The sequence below is a fragment of the Candidatus Thermoplasmatota archaeon genome, from assembly GCA_022848865.1.
Lineage (GTDB): Archaea > Thermoplasmatota > Thermoplasmata > RBG-16-68-12 > JAGMCJ01 > JAGMCJ01.
On sequence record JAJISE010000026.1, the window covers coordinates 1 to 18,406 of the forward strand.

General features: G+C 56.5%; 15 protein-coding genes. 6 read left to right on the plus strand and 9 right to left on the minus strand.

From position 1 onward, the window contains the following. On the plus strand, positions 1–1,734 hold a 1,734-nt coding region (locus tag LN415_06140; protein MCJ2556672.1), incomplete at its 5' end, for a PQQ-binding-like beta-propeller repeat protein. A gap of 373 nt (positions 1,735–2,107) precedes the next feature. After that, on the plus strand, positions 2,108–6,145 hold the full coding sequence (locus tag LN415_06145) for an FG-GAP-like repeat-containing protein (GenBank protein ID MCJ2556673.1): 4,038 nt from the start codon (positions 2,108–2,110) through the stop codon (positions 6,143–6,145). Here LN415_06145 and LN415_06150 read toward each other — a convergent pair. Beyond that, positions 6,127–6,642, minus strand: coding sequence for a Holliday junction resolvase (locus tag LN415_06150; GenBank protein MCJ2556674.1), 516 nt, complete (start codon positions 6,640–6,642; stop codon positions 6,127–6,129). The two genes, LN415_06145 and LN415_06150, sit on opposite strands and share 19 nt — an antisense overlap. A 92-nt stretch (positions 6,643–6,734) precedes the next feature. On the opposite strand from LN415_06150, the gene LN415_06155 reads away from it, so the two are divergent. Next, on the plus strand, positions 6,735–7,223 hold the full coding sequence (locus LN415_06155) for a GNAT family N-acetyltransferase (GenBank protein ID MCJ2556675.1): 489 nt from the start codon (positions 6,735–6,737) through the stop codon (positions 7,221–7,223). On the opposite strand, the gene tgt is transcribed toward LN415_06155, so the two are convergent. Genes tgt through LN415_06195 form a run of 8 tightly spaced genes read right to left on the minus strand, consistent with a single transcriptional unit; the run spans position 7,201 to position 14,758 of the window. Further along, a complete protein-coding gene (tgt, locus tag LN415_06160; GenBank protein ID MCJ2556676.1) occupies positions 7,201–8,274 on the minus strand; it encodes a tRNA guanosine(34) transglycosylase Tgt in 1,074 nt (357 codons plus the stop codon). The two genes, LN415_06155 and tgt, sit on opposite strands and share 23 nt — an antisense overlap. 4 nt (positions 8,275–8,278) lie before the next feature. Beyond that, positions 8,279–9,277, minus strand: coding sequence for a tRNA preQ1(34) S-adenosylmethionine ribosyltransferase-isomerase QueA (gene queA, locus LN415_06165; GenBank protein ID MCJ2556677.1), 999 nt, complete (start codon positions 9,275–9,277; stop codon positions 8,279–8,281). 27 nt (positions 9,278–9,304) lie between these two features. Further along, positions 9,305–9,691 (minus strand): hypothetical protein, encoded by a 387-nt coding sequence (locus LN415_06170; GenBank protein MCJ2556678.1) that lies wholly within the window; start codon positions 9,689–9,691, stop codon positions 9,305–9,307. Positions 9,692–9,747: 56 nt separating this feature from the next. Then, a complete protein-coding gene (locus tag LN415_06175; GenBank protein ID MCJ2556679.1) occupies positions 9,748–10,401 on the minus strand; it encodes a queuosine precursor transporter in 654 nt (217 codons plus the stop codon). A 51-nt stretch (positions 10,402–10,452) separates the two neighbouring features. Further along, positions 10,453–11,772, minus strand: a complete 1,320-nt coding sequence (gene aspS, locus LN415_06180; protein MCJ2556680.1) for an aspartate--tRNA(Asn) ligase — start codon at positions 11,770–11,772, stop codon at positions 10,453–10,455. 44 nt (positions 11,773–11,816) lie between these two features. After that, positions 11,817–12,995, minus strand: a complete 1,179-nt coding sequence (locus tag LN415_06185; protein ID MCJ2556681.1) for an NAD(P)/FAD-dependent oxidoreductase — start codon at positions 12,993–12,995, stop codon at positions 11,817–11,819. 4 nt (positions 12,996–12,999) lie between these two features. Continuing rightward, positions 13,000–13,221: a 4Fe-4S binding protein gene (locus LN415_06190; GenBank protein MCJ2556682.1), complete on the minus strand. Its 222-nt coding sequence runs from the start codon at positions 13,219–13,221 to the stop codon at positions 13,000–13,002. After that, entirely contained in the window at positions 13,202–14,758 is a 1,557-nt protein-coding gene (locus LN415_06195) for a radical SAM protein (protein MCJ2556683.1), read from the minus strand. Before LN415_06195 ends, LN415_06190 begins: the two co-directional genes overlap by 20 nt. A 253-nt stretch (positions 14,759–15,011) precedes the next feature. On the opposite strand from LN415_06195, the gene LN415_06200 reads away from it, so the two are divergent. From LN415_06200 to LN415_06210, 3 genes are all read left to right on the plus strand, one after another. Continuing rightward, on the plus strand, positions 15,012–15,188 hold the full coding sequence (locus tag LN415_06200) for a hypothetical protein (protein MCJ2556684.1): 177 nt from the start codon (positions 15,012–15,014) through the stop codon (positions 15,186–15,188). Between the two features lie 164 nt (positions 15,189–15,352). Beyond that, a complete protein-coding gene (locus LN415_06205; protein ID MCJ2556685.1) occupies positions 15,353–15,631 on the plus strand; it encodes an RNA-binding protein in 279 nt (92 codons plus the stop codon). A 634-nt stretch (positions 15,632–16,265) separates the two neighbouring features. Next, a complete protein-coding gene (locus LN415_06210) occupies positions 16,266–18,128 on the plus strand; it encodes a B12-binding domain-containing radical SAM protein (protein MCJ2556686.1) in 1,863 nt (620 codons plus the stop codon). The last annotated feature ends 278 nt before the right edge of the window (positions 18,129–18,406 follow it).

Here is an 18,406-nt window from a genome sequence, read left to right on the forward strand (position 1 = left end):
GCCGCCTGCGACGGATACGTGTATCAGATCCTGATAAATCAGCCTGGCCCCACAGTCTCGGCAGCCAACTCCTTCAACACTGGGAGTCCGATGTACGGTTCTCCTGTGATCTTCGATGACAAAGTCTACATAGGGAACGGCTATCAGTGGGTTAACCCTGACAACAGTTTCTACGCCCTGAACGCAACTGACCTCAGTGTCGTGTGGGAGTTCTTGTCCGGCTCATCAACGAGCTTCATGTCCTCGGCTGCCATCGCGTACGACATGCTATTCGTCGGCTCGATTGACGGCAACCTGTACGTGCTCAACCCGCAGGGCTTCGGAGGATTCGCGGACGTGATATGGGAATACCCGATCGGGTCGACGATGTCGTCTCCCGCGATTGCGGACGGTCAGGTCTTCATCGGCTCCAAGTCCAACTACCTGTACGCCTTCGACGTCATACAGCCTGGTCCCGTGAGCTACAGATGGAGGTACAACCTCGGCGGGGACGTGGACTCTTCCCCTGCGGTCGCAGACGGAATGGTCTTCATGGGAACGCACGGGGGCGGGGGCAGAGTGTACTGCTTCGGCTCACCTGGAGATATCGTACCTCCTTTTGCACTGACCTGGTCACCAACAGCATCGAGTGTTCCCGTTGACACCGATTTCGCTGTGACTTGGAGCGAGTCGATGGACTTGACCTCGGTCGAGAATTCATTCAGCTACACCGATGGCTCCACGATCTGGTCTGCTTCCGATGGTGTTTTCACCCATCAGACCAACACGTCGACCTTCAACCCCACGATGGACCTGGATTTCAGCACGACCTATTGGGTAAGCTTCGACGTCACGGCGAGAGATGTCCTCGGAAACCCGCTCGACCAGGATCAGGACGGCACGGGTGGCGAGATCGGCGCGGACGAGCTCGTCATCGTCTTCACAACGATGAATAGGCCAGGGCAACCTGAGATCACAAGTGCGGTTCTCGAAGGCCCAGGTTTGAGCGACGTAAGGATATCGTGGAATAGGTCATCGGACGATGGCATAGGTGATGATGATGTCGTCGCATATTCCGTGTACAGTTCAAGCCAGTATGAAGGACCCTATTCCATCGTGGATAGCATGGCTGCCCCGGACTTGGCCCAGTATAGCTGGCCCTGCGTTGGATGCGGTGATGGCGACTCAAACAACTACTTCTACTATGTGACGGCAAGCGATGGTCTTGTCGAGAGTGTTCCTTCAAACAAAGCAGCGAAGTTCGTAAACCACTTGCTCGCTGGCAGGAACATCGTATCGATTCCTCTTGTCCAGTATGACGAGGCTGTGGCGACCGTGTTGCAGACAATAGATTTCGACCTGGTCTGGCGTTATGAAGCATTTGATGATCTGGACCATTGGAAGACATTCTCACATTCCAAGGGATACAGCGACGTCGACCGTGTCGACCACAAGATGGCGTTGTGGGTGGACGTCACAATGGAAGGCGACCTTACAGCTGCAGGGCTGGTCCCCTCCGAAGTGGGAATCAGTTTGAGAGCTGGATGGAATTTCGTGGGTTTCCCGTCCTTCAACTCTTCCTTCAGGATCATGGATTTGAAAGCGGAAGTGGGAGCGGACAGGGTCGAAGGATTGGAGCCCCTGGTGAGCCCACACTTCCTGACCATTCTCAGTGATGGTGACACGTTGCAGCCAGGCTCTGGATACTGGGTAAGAGTAGGAAGTGATGCCACCTGGAGCATCCGCAATACATAGCCCATCCCGTGATTTCTGCGTCATGCAGGGAGCGGAAGGAACTAGGCGATTGCCCTGTTTTCCCTTCAAGACCTGTCTCAAAGGAGCCTCGAACCAAGCAAGGAGGTTGCTGGAAAATATGCATGCTGGAATCAGTGAGCACTAATCCGCCAAGAACTGTTAAATACCTCGTTTCACGTTGAATCGCCGCTAGCGGTCAGAAAGGTCAATCTGCGGGATGCAAACGGGCAAAGAATCGCATACGATTTGAAGGAATCCTGCCAGTCAAGCTTCGCATATTCCTGAGAATCAAGACCAACTCGGTCCCGCGAAGAGGACCGCTAGAAGCATGAGAGTGAAGATACAGACGTTTGAATTCTGAAGGAGAGATAGAATGGGCAGTTGTCCGCGCTTAATCGGTAATCAGGCTCGCTTGGAGAGATCGTTCGCACTTGCAGTCTTTGGCCTATTGCTGGGAACTGCACTGCTGACCATTCCCTCTACTCACTCAAGCGGCATGTCAGATGGAACGAGCACTCGTGCAACGGATGATGTCAGTGTCAACTGGAATCCCGTGACGAGCGGGCTTCCAACGGACAGGGAATACTACGGCGTCTACTTCGGGGACGTGAACAACGACGGCAGGCTTGATGTCGCCGCCCAGGGAGGCGGCACGCACGTCTACGTTGGAGACGGACAGGGGAACTTCATCGAGCAGTCCAGCGGTCTTCCGGGAGCTGGAGGGGATGTAGACCTCATCCTCGCGGACTTCAACAACGACGGGAATCTCGACGTCGTTGGCAACCAGGTCTTCATGGGTAACGGCGGCGAGGGCGGTTCGATGGTTTGGACGCCTGATCTCACCCCCGGCGGGTGGAACGCCCTGACAGCTGCGGACGTCAACCTCGACGGGAACATGGACCTAATCGCGGGGACGCCAGCAGGAGTCCGCGTGTGGGCCGGAGACGGCGGGGTCGGAGGTAGCATGGTCTGGACCGATTCCTCTGTTGGACTGCCGAACTCGGGCAACTTCTGGGGGGTTGCGATCGGGGACGTCAACGGTGACGGAAAGCCCGACATAGTCACAGCGGACAATCTCAACGGGATAAAAGCTTGGACGGGAAACGGCCTTCCCGGTGCCGCTCTGAACTGGACGGACGCGTACACGGGGACGGACCTTCCCACGACGGGGATGTACTCAAGCGTGGACCTTGGAGACGTGGACAATGACGGAGATCTCGACATTGCGGCGACAGCGTACTACACACCGCAGGGAGTCAGGGTCTGGCTCGGCAACGGAGGCACAGGAGGGAGCATGACCTGGACCGACAATTCCACGGGTCTTGACACGGTCACGGACAGATATCTCGCCGTGTCGCTGCAGGACCTGGACAATGATGGCGATCTTGACATATTCGCATCTCACTACCAGGGCGCAGGCCTGAGGATTTGGCTCGGCGACGGTGGCGCTGGGGGAAGCATGACCTGGACCGAGGAGTCGACCGGTCTCCCGTCTGGCAACTTCGTCGACATCGACGCTGGCGATTACAACAATGACGGCAAGATAGACTTCGTGACCAGCTACAACGGCGGCGTGGAGATATGGGAGAACGAACGTCCCGACCTCCTCATAACGGGATACACGGAGATCTCGACAGGACTGCCCGCGAGCTTGAGATGGGCGGACGTCGTTTTCGAGGATGTGAACCGCGACGGAAAGCTGGATGTGGGCTTCACGAGCTTCCAGAATGAGATGAGGGGACTGCGGGTCTTCCTCGGCGATGGAAGCGGGAGTTGGGTCAACAGCTCGAGCGGGCTGTCGATGACCGGCGGCTACGGCGGCCTGAGATTCGATGACCTGAACCATGACGGAGCTCAAGACATAGTTGCAGCCGGGCTGAACGGATTCGTTGGCTTGGATGTATGGAGCGGGAACGGGTCAGGCGCATGGACCCAAGAGGGGAGTGCGAGTTCGGACTTCGGAGGGGGTATCGAGAAGGGCGATCTGAACAACGATGGCAACACCGATATCGTGACTGGCTTCTATACAGGTAATTCGGGGCCGATGGTCTTCCTGGGCGATGGGAACTTCAGCTGGAGCCCGGACGAGGGACCTCCGGCGTCCACGATGAGCGTGGACGATGCCGCCATCGGCGATGTCAACCACGACGGGAAGATGGATTTCACGGCAAGCTCAATGGACAGCGTGGGCGTCCAGGTGTGGACAGGGAACGGTTCCGGATTGGCGGACTCCTGGATCAGGAACGATACCGGACTGCCAACGGTTGGAGTCTACCTGGGACTCGCATTCGGAGACGTGAACCATGACGGCAATCTGGACCTCGCAGCCGCGCGCTACGCAGCCCTCAAGGGCATGTTCGTATTCACTGGGAACGGAGGGTCTGGAGGCTCGATGCTCTGGGAAGGCAATTCGTCCGGTCTTCCGACCACGGGAGAATACGGAGGTGCAGAGCTGTGCGATCTGGATCTTGATGGCAACCTTGATCTCGTCTTCGCGGGAAGCGGGAGCGGCGCAGAGGGCGTCACAGTCCGCATGGGCAATGGCGGTGCAGGAGGAGTCTTGAGCTGGTCTGACCCTTCGCTCACGGGCCTGCCCACCACGGGCGAGTACTGGGGCATAGCGTGCGGCGATGTGAACAACGATGGCCTTCTCGAAATCGGTGCCGCTGGGGACGGAGGGGTTGAGGTCTGGACACCGATCCTCCAAGGACCCTCTTCCCCCATCGTCACGCTCTCCGTTCCCGACGGAGCGCAGGACTGGAGCGGGAACAGCGTGCACGACATCATCTGGAACATGAGCGACCTTCAGGACGCGAACACTCTTCTCACGGTTTACATCAACTACTCCTTCAACGCAGGAACCACGACAGGCACGATCGCAGGGCCAATAGCGGGCGGACCAAACCCCAACGTGTACTCATGGACGACTCCCTTCCTGAACGCCACTGACGTCGCGGTGAACGTGACGGCCATCGACACGGACGCCTACACAGCGTGGGCAGAGGCGTTTGTTCCCATTGTGGATTCGACCCCTCCTGCCGTCCTGTCGACAATTCCGGTCGACGGATCCACTGACGTGTCAAGGAGCGCCACCGTCCAGGCAAGCTGGAGTGAAGGGATGAATGCGTCATCGACCGAAACGGCATTCTCACTATTGGATAACTCAACCTGGACCGCTGTCCCTGGGCAGACATCCTGGATCGGGGACACTATCGTCTTCACTCCGGACAGTCTTCTCGATACGAATCGGTCTTACACCGCCAATTTCACCGCTGTGGCGAGTGATGATTCTGACCCAGGAAACAATCTCGTCTCCCCCTATTCCTGGAGCTTCCGCGCAACGGTCAACGCTGACACGTTCCCCCCAGAGATCGGCGAGGTGAGTGCGCAACCGTCCCCTCAGGAAGTCTACAACAATGTCAATGTGTCCGCTAACGTGACCGACGACTTCGGCCTCCAGTCCGTGGTAGTGAACATCACACAGCCCGACATGTCCTGGTCGAACACGAGCTTGAACCCTGCTGGCGGGGACTATTACTACCTGAACATGACGTACAACGAGCTCGGGGACTATTCCTTCATGATCTGGGCCAGCGATGTGTACGAGAATTGGAACTCATCGTCTGGAACGTTCCGAATCGTCGATACGACGCCTCCAGACTTCACTCACGCCCCGCCAGGAACTTGGCGGGTGGAGGAGACCTCCAGTCTATCTGTGACAGTGATCGACAATTTCCTCCTCCAATCTGTGAGAGTGAACTACACGGACACGGACGGGGTCGTGCACAACGAGAGCATGAGCCTGCTTGGTGGGGACGAGTTCAACTACGTCGTTGAGGCTCAATCCAACGCGGGGATGCTGACGTACTTCTTCTGGGCGAACGACAGTGATGGAAATGGAGCTCGAAGTCAAGCATATGACGCGGAGATTACCGAGACGAGGCCTCTCCCGCCGGAGAATCTCACCGTCACGCCGGAGGACAGGAGAGTCCTGTTTCTGCGGTGGGACCCGCCAACGGAGAACGAGGACGGTTCGCCTCTGACCGGCCGAAGGGAATTCAACATTTACAGGATGACTGAGTCTGGGGGGTTAAGGTTCCAACTGAACACAGAGCGCCTCTATTCCACGGCCTTCTACGATGAGGATCTCGGCGATGGCAGGACCTACTACTATGTGGTCACGGCGGTGAACAAGCGAGGCCTGGAATCCGATTACTCGGACGAGGCGTCCGGAACGACGACCAAAACCCAGACGGAGGACTACACGTGGCTGATCCTCCTAGTCATCCTAATCGTCATCATCGTCGTCACTCTGAGTATCCTTCTGATGCGAAGGAGGAAGGAGTCCTTCGAGGAAGCTGGCGAAGAGGCCCCGCCCAGCGAGGACGAGACTCAGTCAGAACAGATGTAGTCGATGAACTCGTTCAGCGGGAAGCCGTCCTCCCATTTCATGACGAAGTAGTCCTTGGGCGTGACCCTCGCCTTGGGGAGCCTTCTGTACAGCGTCCTCTGCTGGCCCTTGAACTGTTTCTTCACGGGCAACGTGAAGAGCCGCCACGCGTCCCCGCGCCGCCCCTTGAGCCTGTAGGCGTAGATCGGAACGAGGCCCGCCTTGCCGCATTTCTCTATCATATCCTCGGCCTGGTTCGTCACCCTCGTGGACTGGCTGAACCTGAGCGTGCTGAATTTGGATGACTTCACCTCGATCGGAAATCCTATGTCACCGCGCAGCGCCATCAGGTCGACTCCGAAGGAGCCCGCCGCGCGCATGACGATGAAGGGGCTGTCGTGTATCCTCTTGTAGTTGACCGTCTCCTCTTCGTCGCACGACCTCGTGACCTTGTCCAGCATCTCAAGGTCGCCCTGCAAGATGCCCTTGAGCTCCCGCTCGAAAATACCTCTTGCCACTGGAAGGATAATATACATTCACTCTTATAAATGTGACTGGGGATTTGTCAGTAAAGATACCATTATCCCCCAACGCAGGATGAGGCTCCGTGATGATCAGGGAAACTAATGTTTACGATAGGGAGGATCTCCTGCATCTTTTCGCGTGCCAGGGGCACGAAGATCAGAGGTACGCTGGCGTCAACGAGAGCTTTGAGAATCTTTACCGCGGATGGAGAAGGAGAGGTCTCACAACCAGATTCGAGGGCGAGATCTTTCACGTCGTGGATGAGAGGGACGGCGAGATCGTGGGCATCTGCGGCATGAGCATTTCCACGGACGGCCAGACATCGATGGGTGAGCTGACGGCGATGTACGTCAAACCGGAGTACAGGAGGAAGGGCATCGCCCTCGGGCTCATGAAGAAGGTCTTGGAGCTTGCGAGGAAGAAAGGCGTCGAGTTCATCTTCGCTTGGACGAGGCATGAGGCAATCGCCGCGAAGGCGCTCTACGAGAAGGCGGGGTACGAGGAGAATGTCCAGCCCGTCTACTACAAGATCGTGGATGAGACAAAGCCCGCTAAACCCGAACAGGCGGGCTGAAAGCCCCTTCCCTCAGTGAGACCCTCGCTTCCGCCATCCATGTCTCGACTGCCGCGAGGTTGTGTATCGAGAGCAGCCTCATGGCGAGCATTTCCTTTTCCTTGTACAGGTGGTGGATGTAGCCAGCAGTGAACTCCCCGCAGGCGTAGCACCCGCAGTCCGCGTCGAGCGGGTCCATCACGCCCTCGAAACGCCTCTTCCGTATGTCATGCGACCCGCCGCCCGCGAAGAAGGTCCCGTGCCTGGCATTTCTGGCAGGAAAAGCGCTGTCGAAGATATCCACTCCAGCGGACACGTAGTGCCTAAGGTCACCCAAGCTGCCTATCCCGAGCAGATGCTTCGGTGACGCCGGGGGCAGTCCCTTCAGCGAGGCCTCGACCATCGCCATGGTTGTCTCCTTCGGTTCGCCCAGACCCAGTCCGCCGATCCCGAAGCCGTCGAACTCCAATTCCGCCACGGTGCGAGCATGGTCCTTCCTGAGCTCTGCGTCCCCGCCGCCTTGGACTATCCCGAAGAGCAGAGTGTCCTCGGACTCTCGAGCCGCCAGACTCTCCTCCGCCCACTTCGCCGTCCTCTCCATGGACAGCAGGGTCCTCTTCTCGTTGCTGCCGAGCGGAGGGCAGTCGTCGAGAGAGAAGGCCACGTCGGAGCCCATCTCCTCCTGCAGGAGGAGCGAACCGCCCGGGTCGAGAAGATAGGGCGTGCCGTCGGGGAGCTTGAACGACATCCCTTCATCTGACAGACGGAATGAGAAGTCCTTTCTGATGAGCTGGAACCCGCCGCAGTCCGTGAAGATGACCCTGTCCCATTTCATGAACTCGTGGATCCCGCCCGCCTTCGCGACCGCATCCCTGCCTCGGAGCAGGAAATGGAACGAGTTCACGATGATCCCGTGTGCACCGATCGACCTGAGCTCATCGGGCGTGAGGGTCTTCACGACGCCTTTCGTAGCGACTGGCAGGAACGCCGGGGTCTCGAGGTCCCCGTGAGCGGTCCTCAGGACTCCCGCCCGGGCGCCTGATCTCTCATCTTCCGCTAGAATCCTGAACATGACATCACCTGAACACGAGCATCGCATCGCCGAAGCTGTAGAACCTGTATTCCTCTTCGACCGCTTGCGCGTACGCCTCTAGCAGCCTGTCCTGGCCCGCATAGGCCGAGACGAGCATGAGGACCGTCGAACGAGGAAGGTGAAAGTTCGTGATCAGGGCATCCATCCTCACGCTGAATTCGTACGGGGGATGTATGAAGAGGTCGGTCCAGCCCTTCGACGCCGCGATCCTTCCGTCCCTCTGACTGCTCTCCAGAGCCCTCACGGTTGTCGTCCCGACGGCGAAGAGCCTTCCGCCGGACTCGACGGTCTCGTTGATCAGCCGAGCCGCATCACCAGGGATCTCGAAGTGCTCCTCCTCCATCGAATGGCCCTCGACCTCTGCGGTCTTGACCGGAAGGAACGTCCCCGGACCCACGTGAAGCGTGATCCTTGCGGTCCTGACCCCCTTGGAGGACAGTTCGCGCATCAGTTCGGGCGTGAAGTGAAGCCCCGCTGTCGGGGCCGCGATCGAGCCGTCCGCGCTCGCGTACACGGTCTGGTACCTGTCGCCGTCGTCCAACTCCTCCTTGATGTACGGAGGGACTGGCATCTCTCCGAACTCCCGCAGAAAGGCATCGAAGTCCGGTGTGTCGAACCTGACGAGAAGGCGCCCGCCAGACTTCCTCACCACCTCCGCCGACGTGTCTCCAATGAGGATCGACTCGCCCTCTCTCATCCGACCCTTGCCCAGACACGACCAGTTGTCTCCCTCTCTCCTGAGCAGCAACAGCTCCACCGCGCCGCCGGTCCTGCGCCGACCCTTCAGGCGGGCGGGGATCACCTTCGTGTCGTTGAGAACGAGAACGTCCCCTTCGTTCATGTACTCGGGCAGGTCAGAGAACCTCCGGTGCCTGACTCCGTCCTCCTGCAGGACCATCAGTCTCGAATCCCCGCGGACCGCCGTCGGCCTTTGGGCAATGAGCCCCTTCGGCAAGGGGTAGTCGAAATCCTCGACCTTCATACGCACTCAGGGCTCGAAAGGGAGCACTCACTTAAAACTCTTGTACTTCTCCTTGATGACCTTCATCGCCTTCTTGAGATCGTCCACGGCCAGCGCGACCTTGGCCTTCTCCAGGAGATAGATGGACTCTATGTTCACTCCTGCCCGCGTCATTCTCTTCGCGAGCTTGGCGAGTTCGCCAGGACGGTCGATGAGGTCCAACACGATGATGTTCTTCTCATCGTACTTGTATCCTGCCCGCGACAGCGCCCTCTTCGTCGTGTTCACGTCGTTCGTCACTATCCTCAGGAAGGCGTCCGGATGCGAGTTCTCGCTCGCTATAGCCTCGATATTCACCGAGCTCTGCGCCAGCGCTTCCGCGATCCTGGCGAGTTCACCGCGCTTGTTGTCAGAATATACCTTGAATTCCTTCATTTCCCACCCTTCTCGCGGTTCTGAATTGTCCCATAACGTAGAAATAGCTTTCGCAACTACGCCCCGGCCTCGGTCCTCTTCGCGAGAGAGGCCTCCGCCCAATACGAGTAGCCTTTCAGCCCGAAGCCGAAGATCGGGATGCTCACCACCGAGAGGATTGTCTTGAGTATCGTCACGGAGGCGATGCTTCCGAGCAGGTCGTTGGTTCCGATGATCCCCGTGTACGCAATCGTGTGGAAGAGCACGGTATCGATTGCCATCACGATTATGAGTGTCACGACGTACTTCACGTAGATGTTCTTTTTCCACTTGTGATAGAGGAAGTTGTTGAGGTACATCGCCACCACGAACGCTATGAGGCTGCCGAAGACTATCCTCGCCTCAGTTCCCAGAAGCCAGTTGAATGTGGCGTGCCCGTGGTCGGGGAACACGCCGGTCTTCTCGGGCATGAGCGCCTCCATGTAGAGGTTCAGCAGGAACAGGAAGTTGGCGAAGATCCCCGCGATTATGATGTTGGTCTTCTCCTTCGGGCCCTCCTTCTCGTTTATTATATTGGCGATCAGGAATATAGAGAGATATGCGATGACCCCAGCAGGGACGAAGTTGTACTCCTCGGGCATGAAGGGGAGGTACTCGCCCCTTATCGCGGTCAGAACCTGGGCGGTCACAAAGAGTCCACCGATCGAGGCATACAGAAGTTCCTTTCTCATGTCTCTCTCACCGAGACGACAATGGGCGGGACAAATAAAGGTTACACGGGACTACGGGACGAGCCTGACCCTGTCCCTTGGGAAGAGCACGCACTCCCTGATGTTCTTGACGTCCAGCACTGTCTGCAGCAACCGCTCGGCTCCCAGACCGAAACCGCCGTGTGGCGGCATGCCGTACCTGAAGGCCTTGAGATAGAACTCGAACTCCTCGAAATCGAGGTTGTTCTCCTCCATCTGCTTTGTGAGGACGTCGTATCTGTGCTCCCTCTGCCCGCCGGAAACGATCTCCAGTCCCCTGCAGCCCAAATCGAAGTAGCCAGTCAGCTCGGGGTCTTGAGCCTTCCGCATCGCGTAGAACGTCTTCCCGACCACCGACGTGGGGAACTCCGTGATGAAGTAGAAATCCTCGCCGTGCTTCTCCTTGACCCACTTGCCGACGAGCTTCTCGCCCTCCGTGTCCATGCCGCCCTCGGGGTCTGTCCCCTTTCCCAGGCCGCCGAGGTATCCGACGCACTCCTCGTGGGTGACCCGCCTGAGCGGGAGCTTCGGAAGGACCATGTCGACAGGCCACAGCTCGAGACTGTGGCTGCCCTCCTCCTTCATCGCCTTCAGGACATGATACACGAGCCTCTCGCAGAGGTCCATCACGTCCTCGGACGACTTGATGAAGGACATCTCGGCGTCCACGGAGATGAACTCGGCAATGTGTCTGACAGTGTCAGACGCCTCGGCCCTGTAGGCGGGCGCGATCTCGTAGATACGCTCGAACCCGGCACCCATGAGGATCTGCTTGTACAGTTGCGGGCTCTGGGCCAGGTACGCCTCGCTGTCGAAGTACTTGAGCGGGAAAAGCGTCGCCCCGCCCTCGGCGCCGGCAGCCACAATCTTGGGAGTATGCACCTCGAGGAAGCCGTTGTCCGTGAAGAAGCCCCGCATCGCGCGCTCCATTATGTCCCTGAGCTTGAACAGCGCGAGCACCTTCTCCTTCCTCAGGTCGAGGAACCTGTTGTTCAGGCGCGTGTCGAGGTCGGCCCCGACCGGATCTATCACGCCGAGCGGCAGGGGTGTCCCCGCCTCGGAGATGAGCTCGAACGATTCCACCATCAGCTCGAACCCGTTGATGACCTCCTTGTTCTCCTGGACAATGCCGTCGACGGTCACCACGGACTCGCGCGGCACATTCGCGATCTTCTCGAAGAGCTCCGGGTCGTTCTTCTTGATCGCGGTGACCTGGAAGACGCCCTCGCGCTCGCGCATTATGATGAACGCTATCCCTCCAAGGTTGCGGACGTCCTGTATCCAGCCCGCCATCCTGACCTTCTGGCCCGATGAACCCTCGTCCACGGAGGAGATGTGAGTGATCTCTGTCATGACAGTGTTGGTGATGGGCGTTCACGTAATAAAATAATCGTTGACTAGATCAGGTCCATGAACTCCTCGACCAGCTCGGGGAGTTCCCTCTGTATGACCTTCAGTATGTTGAGCACCGACAGGTGGTCGAGGTTCTCCCTCGACAATACCTCGATGATCTTGTCGAACGTCTCATCGGACAGCGTGACCAGCTTCTCCTTCGCCATCCAGTTGCGGAATAGCGCCTCCTCGAGCCGCTTTCTCCAGCCCTTCTCGTACTTGTCGAGCATCTCCGCGGAGAAGTCCTTCGCCTGCGCGGCCTCCGCCAAGACCTCTCCGGCGACGCGGCCGGCCTTGCACGCGTTCGCGATCCCCCCGCCAGTTATCGGGTCGACCAGCCTCGCGGCGTCCCCCACGAGCAGGAGCCCGTCAGAGACGGTCTTGTCGATCGGAGCGCACGTTGACACCGCACCGGAGACTATCTCGATGACCTTGCCTCCTTTCAGTCGCTCGTCCTTCTCGATGTACTTGTCGAGCCAGTATCTCAGCTCGCCCTTCTTCTTGAGCTTCCGGAGCTGCATTCCCAGGCCCACGTTGGCGGATTCCTCGCTCTTCGGGAACACCCACACGTATCCGCCAGGTGCGCCGCTCCCGAGAATGAACTCGCAGTAGTCCGGGTCCGGTCGGATGTTCGTCATCCTGTACTGCAGGCAGGTCGTGACATCGCGAGGCTTGAGCCTCGTGTCGATTCCGCCCCAGCACCCGACCTGGGACTCGAAGCCGTCCGCTCCTACGACGGCGCCCGCTGAGATCTCCAGCCGTCCGCGAGGCGAGTCCGCGACGACGCCCTTGACGCCACCGTCCTTGATCAGGCCCGTGACTGCTGTCTTCACCATCACGTCTGCGCCCGCTCGGACAGCGTCCTCCACCAGTGCGCGGTCGAAGAGGTCCCTCTCGATGACCGTTCCGACCTCATCGCCAGCTATGCGCTCGTTTATGCAAAAGGAGTTGCCGTTCGGAGAGACGACCTTGGCCCCTTCCACCTCGTAGGCGATCCACTTCTGGTCGAGCTTGATTCCTACCTCGTCTATCCACTCGCGTGCGATGCCTTCCCCGCACCTCACGGGGGAGCCTATCTCCTGCCGCTTCTCCAGCATTAGGACGGATGCACCGCCCTGCGCTGCGTACTTCGCCGTGATGGAGCCCGCAGGACCCGCGCCAACTATGACGACGTCGTAGTGCAAGTCCTCACCCCAGCTGCGAGAGCTTGTGCCCGGTCGGGTAGTCCATGGCGCCCACGGGGCACACCCGCATGCAGAGGCCGCACTGGTTGCAGTCCTCGTTGATCGTAATGAAGACCTCGTTGAGGAATATCGCGTTCTCCGGGCAGGTGCCCACGCACGCACCGCAGTGCATGCACATCATATCGTCAACGGTCATCTTGCCGACATCACGTAGAGTCTGAACCATGCTTCTTCCTCCACTCGTCCAATGGAACGGAGAACTTCTTCTCTACCTCTTCCCTGTAAGTCGGACCCGTGTTGTACGCGCAGAACGGGATCAGCCTGCCATCCGGGACGGCATAGTGTATCGCGCAGCGCTTCACCCGCTCGATGTCGTAGTTGTACAGGTCCTGGAAGTGCATCCCGCCGACGTAGAACCACTTCCACGAGAACTCGGACACGCCGTCCTTCGTCCCCGTGTCGAACATCGTTGACATCGCCTTCAGGAACGTCAGGGTCTTCATGCCGTCCGGCGCTTTCTTGGCGTCGAACCTCCTCTTGAGCGCGCTTAACGCCTTCATCTGTGGGACGAGCTTCGTCCTCGCTGTCTCGGCCTTCTTTGCCAGCTCCCACATGTCGTCCATCAGCCCCTCCACGTCAACGAACCTCGTTATCGGGACCGGGTCGCCCTTGTCGGGCACGTATAGGTAGCTTGCCATTCCGCACGCGGGGTGCGTCGTGAACGCTATCTTGGGCTCGTTGTGAATCGTCGAGATGAACTGCGAGACCGGGACAACGAAGGGGACCGGGTACCAGTCGTCCCTCACGAGGAACGATGTCTGCTCCTCTAGCCTGAGCACCATGTCCGAGATCGTGAACCGCATGCTGCTACGCTCTTCCTCGGGGATTCGGCCCGACAAGGAGACAGGCTGGAAGTTCACGCCCCTAATCACATCGCGGTTCTCGAGCCCGTACCGAAGGATCTCTCCCAGCTGGTCGTCGTTTATCCCTTTCACGATCGTCGGGACGAGCACGACGGACGGACGCTTCTCCAAGGGAAGCTTCCTGATGTTCTCGATGACCTTCCTCTTCGTCTCCAGGAGGGGTTTCCCTCTGGCGGCGATGTAGTTCTCCTCCTTCAGGCCGTCGAATTGCAGGTAGATCGTGTGCAATCCCGCATCCGCCGCCTTCTCGCAGAACTTCAGGCTGTTGGCGAGCTTGATGCCGTTCGTGGCTACCTGGACCTGCGCGAACCCCAGGTCATTGGCGGCCCTCAGAACGTCGAAGAACCTCGGGTATATCGTCGGCTCCCCGCCCGAGAACTGGACCGCAACGCAGGGCACGGGCTTCTCGCTCCTGAGCACCTTGAGCATGTCGACGACCTGCTCGTAGGTCGGCTCGTAGACGTAGCCCGCGGCGTTCGCGTTGGCGAAGCATATCGGGCACGTGAGGTTGCACCTGTTGGTCAGGTCGAGGTTCGCCAGGCTCGTGTGGCTCGTGTGCAGGTTGCAGAGACCGCAGTACTCGGGACAGGACGGCGCGTTCTTGATCTTGGGGTTCTCCACCCCGATCCCGTCGACCGCCCACTTCTCCGCCTTCAAGTACATGTCGGCGTCCGACCACATGACGTCCTTGAACTCGCCGTGCTCGTCGCATGTCTTGCGAATCTTGACGGCTCCGTCCTCAATGTAGAGCTCCGCCTCTATCTTCTTCTTGCACTCGGGGCACAGGGACGTAGTCGTCCTGGGAAGCCCTCGCGTGAGTTTGGACTCTACCGCAACCATCGTGGTAATGCATTTCACGTATCGATTTAAAGGTTTTGTAGTCGCGGTAGCTACAACAAAGCTGGACGCTGCTGAACCATCACAGATCGCTCCTCGCTTCGGACCATACAATAGGCTAAATACGTGAGTACACTCTCTCCTCTCAATAACAGATTGGGATTGCCAATGTATAGAATTGTCGCTCCGCTTCTTCCAAGACGCGTAACGTCAAGCTCATGATTGGCTTTTGCTGGTCGTTATGGAGAGTGAGAAAATGGGATACGGCAATAGAGATAGACGTAGAAGTTTTGACAGAGGACCAAGAGAAATGCACAAAGCAACGTGCTCGGACTGCAAGCAGGAATGCGAAGTACCGTTCAAGCCTACGGAAGGCAAGCCTGTCTACTGCAAGGAATGCTTTCAGAAGCACAGACCAGCAAGGAGATTCTAAGTACCGCACCTGATTCGTAGAACGATATAGAATCTGTTTTGGGAAGTTGTTAGTTCTCATGCAACATGTGCTTGCGTTACCAAAGCCTTAAACGCCATGACTGTACTGGGAGCCCCAAGACGTTTTCTGGACTAATAGTGAAAGGGAGACGCAAGAGGAATAGAATGAACATATACGTAGGTAATCTACCACATGAGGTCACCGAGACCGAGCTCCTGGAGGCTTTCCAAGCCTTCGGAGAGGTCGCATCGGCCAAGATCATCACTGACCAGCTCAGCGGCGAATCGAGAGGATTCGCATTCGTTGAGATGCCGACCGATGATGAGGCCGAGAAAGCGATCACGGGCCTAAACGGAAAGGACATGAAGGGTCGAACCCTCAATGTCAACAAGGCTCGTCCCCGTTCCGATAGGAATCGAGGTCGATCAGGACGCTCTTGGTGAGTTCTGGGTTTGGAAAACACTTCACAGATGGCTTCACACACGGGTTGTGAACAGGGGAGTCTCCCAGAGCGGTTCTGGTGAGCTTGTCTCGCCGTCCCAGTTCTTTGTCAGATTCCGGCTACACCAGTGGTAACTTTCCTCATGTCATGCCGGGTTTTCGGGAACTGTCTTACTCACGTGAAACAAGTATGTCGTTCTTCATTATCAAGAGCGACTAATCCTCGGCGCATCAGGTCATGTTGCGTTTCTTCGTTGAATTCGAGTCTGAAGCCTGGCGTCAGCAAGCTCGATCTCGGAAGGGACTTAGGCCAATCTCACTGGAAACATATGGTTTTGGAAACAGAGTAATGAGTGAGCTCGTCGAAAACAAAGTTCATATGCCACATCTCATTATGGGCTGCTACGATGGACCCTTCTCCGAAAAGAAAAGCCCTTCACGGACTTGAACGCCTCGATGTCAGCTATCAAAAGGCAAGGTGTCCTACAGGCCGACTCTCTTCATTCCCTCAACCAACGTTGCGATCAGCTATTTCCCAGCGACATTATTCATTCTCGGGCTTGTCCCTTTTGTGCATGAATTGATAACGAGTACATAATTGAGCATAGTAGATAATCATGAGATTTGGTGGTGAAGGTGTCATTCAAAAGAATTCTACTGGTCAAACCATCTGGGAGACATGGACTAAGTTTTGCATTTGATATAATTCCCACCGGACTTGAGTACATTGCTCCATATCTTGAGGATGTTGTGGATGAGGTCAATATAATAGATTTGGAGATGGAGCCCAAGCCAATTCAACGAACCATCATAAGGTATTTGGATATGCTTGAACCAGACCTAGTTGGGATTTCAATGTCTGCAACAGAGCATAGTGAAGGGCTAGAGATTGCAGAGATGTCACACAAACGAGGCATCGCTACCGTTCTTGGCGGATATCATCCTACGGCGATTCCGGATGAATTACTTTCGCACCCTCAAGTAGACTTTGTTGTTCGGGGTGAGGGTGAGCTCACAATGCATGATTTGGTCGCGAGGGGAGATGCGAGGGGTGTCAAGGGTGTTTCCTATAAAGATGGCGATGGAATAACTCATAATCTGGATCGAGAGCTAATCGAGGAGTTAGATACCATACCATTCCCAGCTCGGCATCTCAGACGATATAAGTATTATGTGACCCTAAAGCGAGATAGAGAATATGATGTGCTTACTACCTCTAGGGGTTGTTGGGGCAGGTGTAGTTTTTGTTGTGAGCCCAGTATGAGCAAGAGCCATCAACGCTACCGTTCCCCAGAGAACGTGATGGCCGAGATACTGGAAACAGTCGAATTTCATGAGGGAAAACCACTTAGCATGGAGATTACAGATCCACATTTTATGGGTAAGCCTGAACTCGTTGAACAACTTTGTGACCTGCTGGCTCAGCATGAGTTGGACATTAAGTTCATAGCAAAAGTACGACCCGATTCGATGGCAAGATATCCTGAGGCTGTTCGAAAAATGATTGCGGTCGGGATTGATAGTTTTGAAATGGGTATTGAGAGCCCAAATGTGAGAGATCTTAAGTCCACGTCTAAAGGTTTGAAACCTGGCATTCATGCTAAGGCCGTTGACAATATCAAAAGATGGGGCGGAAACCCTGGCGGAACATTTGTTATTGGTCTACCAGACCAGACTGAAGAAGAGATACTGCACTTCCCACATTACGCCAGGAAACTCGGGCTCACGAGTGCTGCTTTTGGCATTGCAACACCATATCCGAGCACGAGATTCTATGAGGAACTAGATGCACAGGGCTTGATCTTTGAGACGGACTGGAATAGATTCGATGAGATGCACTCCGTATTCAGAACCCAACATCTCTCGAGCAGGCGAATTGAAGATTTGGCAACGATTTGCATGGCAAGATTCTGGACATGGAACACTTTCATCGAGCGGGCGCGCCTGCACTTGACAAGAAGCGGGACTAAGCTGCCTTTGATGACATTTGTTGGCGATAGAATAGCTGACCTTAGATTCGTGGCAGGCGCTGGTGTACAGACTCAAGAGGGGAATTTTCAAACTCATATCCTGAGGTTTCTAGAGTCTTCACCGGACCCAGGGATCAAGAGATACACAGAAGAAGTGGGCATGCATAGTGTCATAGAGATGTCAAGATTTCTCAGTTTGCTTGGTGCTCAGACCATCCAATTAACAGCGAGGAATAATGGGGCACCTCTCACAAGCTGGATTTTTGAGACCACAAGAAATGGAGTGGAATATGTTCAAGTCATCAACGGGAAGATAGACGAGTCCACAATCAGTTTTGAGCTAGACCTAGCTGATTTGCAGGTAGATGAAGGGGACTCGTCAAAGATGAATCGATTCGGAATCCTCGTGAGATTGCTAGCCTCAAACAAAGGCATCAAAAAGCGGCTTAATCTGAGCCGGTTAATCATCGCGGCAGGTATTGAGTTTATCGCGTACTTAGGAACAAGAAACAATGGAAAAAGGGATTGATTGCCGTGCGTGGTAGTCTGTATATGTATTAGGATTGTTCTGCACACGAATGTATATGAAGAGGATCACAGCGATTCCCAACAACATCGGGATGGCCGTTTCAATCGCGATGAACACGTCAAACCCTCAATCACCTCAGCGTTCGATTTAAGATATCACGACCCCCAACCATAAGCCCGGAAACTTATCGGGACTGTGCTCTCTTGTTTAACAAAGTCATGACAATTCGCACCTCCCTCTGATATCGGTACTTGTATCGCGCCCCGCAATCAGATATA

Bases quoted from the DNA above. Each gene is read 5' to 3' on its own strand.
- LN415_06145 (MCJ2556673.1), top strand. From the start codon at position 2,108: ATGGGCAGTTGTCCGCGCTTAATCGGTAATCAGGCTCGCTTGGAGAGA.
- LN415_06155 (MCJ2556675.1), top strand. From the start codon at position 6,735: ATGATCAGGGAAACTAATGTTTACGATAGGGAGGATCTCCTGCATCTT.
- tgt (MCJ2556676.1), bottom strand. From the start codon at position 8,274: ATGTTCAGGATTCTAGCGGAAGATGAGAGATCAGGCGCCCGGGCGGGA.
- queA (MCJ2556677.1), bottom strand. From the start codon at position 9,277: ATGAAGGTCGAGGATTTCGACTACCCCTTGCCGAAGGGGCTCATTGCC.
- LN415_06170 (MCJ2556678.1), bottom strand. From the start codon at position 9,691: ATGAAGGAATTCAAGGTATATTCTGACAACAAGCGCGGTGAACTCGCC.
- LN415_06175 (MCJ2556679.1), bottom strand. From the start codon at position 10,401: ATGAGAAAGGAACTTCTGTATGCCTCGATCGGTGGACTCTTTGTGACC.
- aspS (MCJ2556680.1), bottom strand. From the start codon at position 11,772: ATGACAGAGATCACTCACATCTCCTCCGTGGACGAGGGTTCATCGGGC.
- LN415_06190 (MCJ2556682.1), bottom strand. From the start codon at position 13,221: ATGGTTCAGACTCTACGTGATGTCGGCAAGATGACCGTTGACGATATG.
- LN415_06195 (MCJ2556683.1), bottom strand. From the start codon at position 14,758: ATGGTTGCGGTAGAGTCCAAACTCACGCGAGGGCTTCCCAGGACGACT.
- LN415_06200 (MCJ2556684.1), top strand. From the start codon at position 15,012: ATGGGATACGGCAATAGAGATAGACGTAGAAGTTTTGACAGAGGACCA.
- LN415_06205 (MCJ2556685.1), top strand. From the start codon at position 15,353: ATGAACATATACGTAGGTAATCTACCACATGAGGTCACCGAGACCGAG.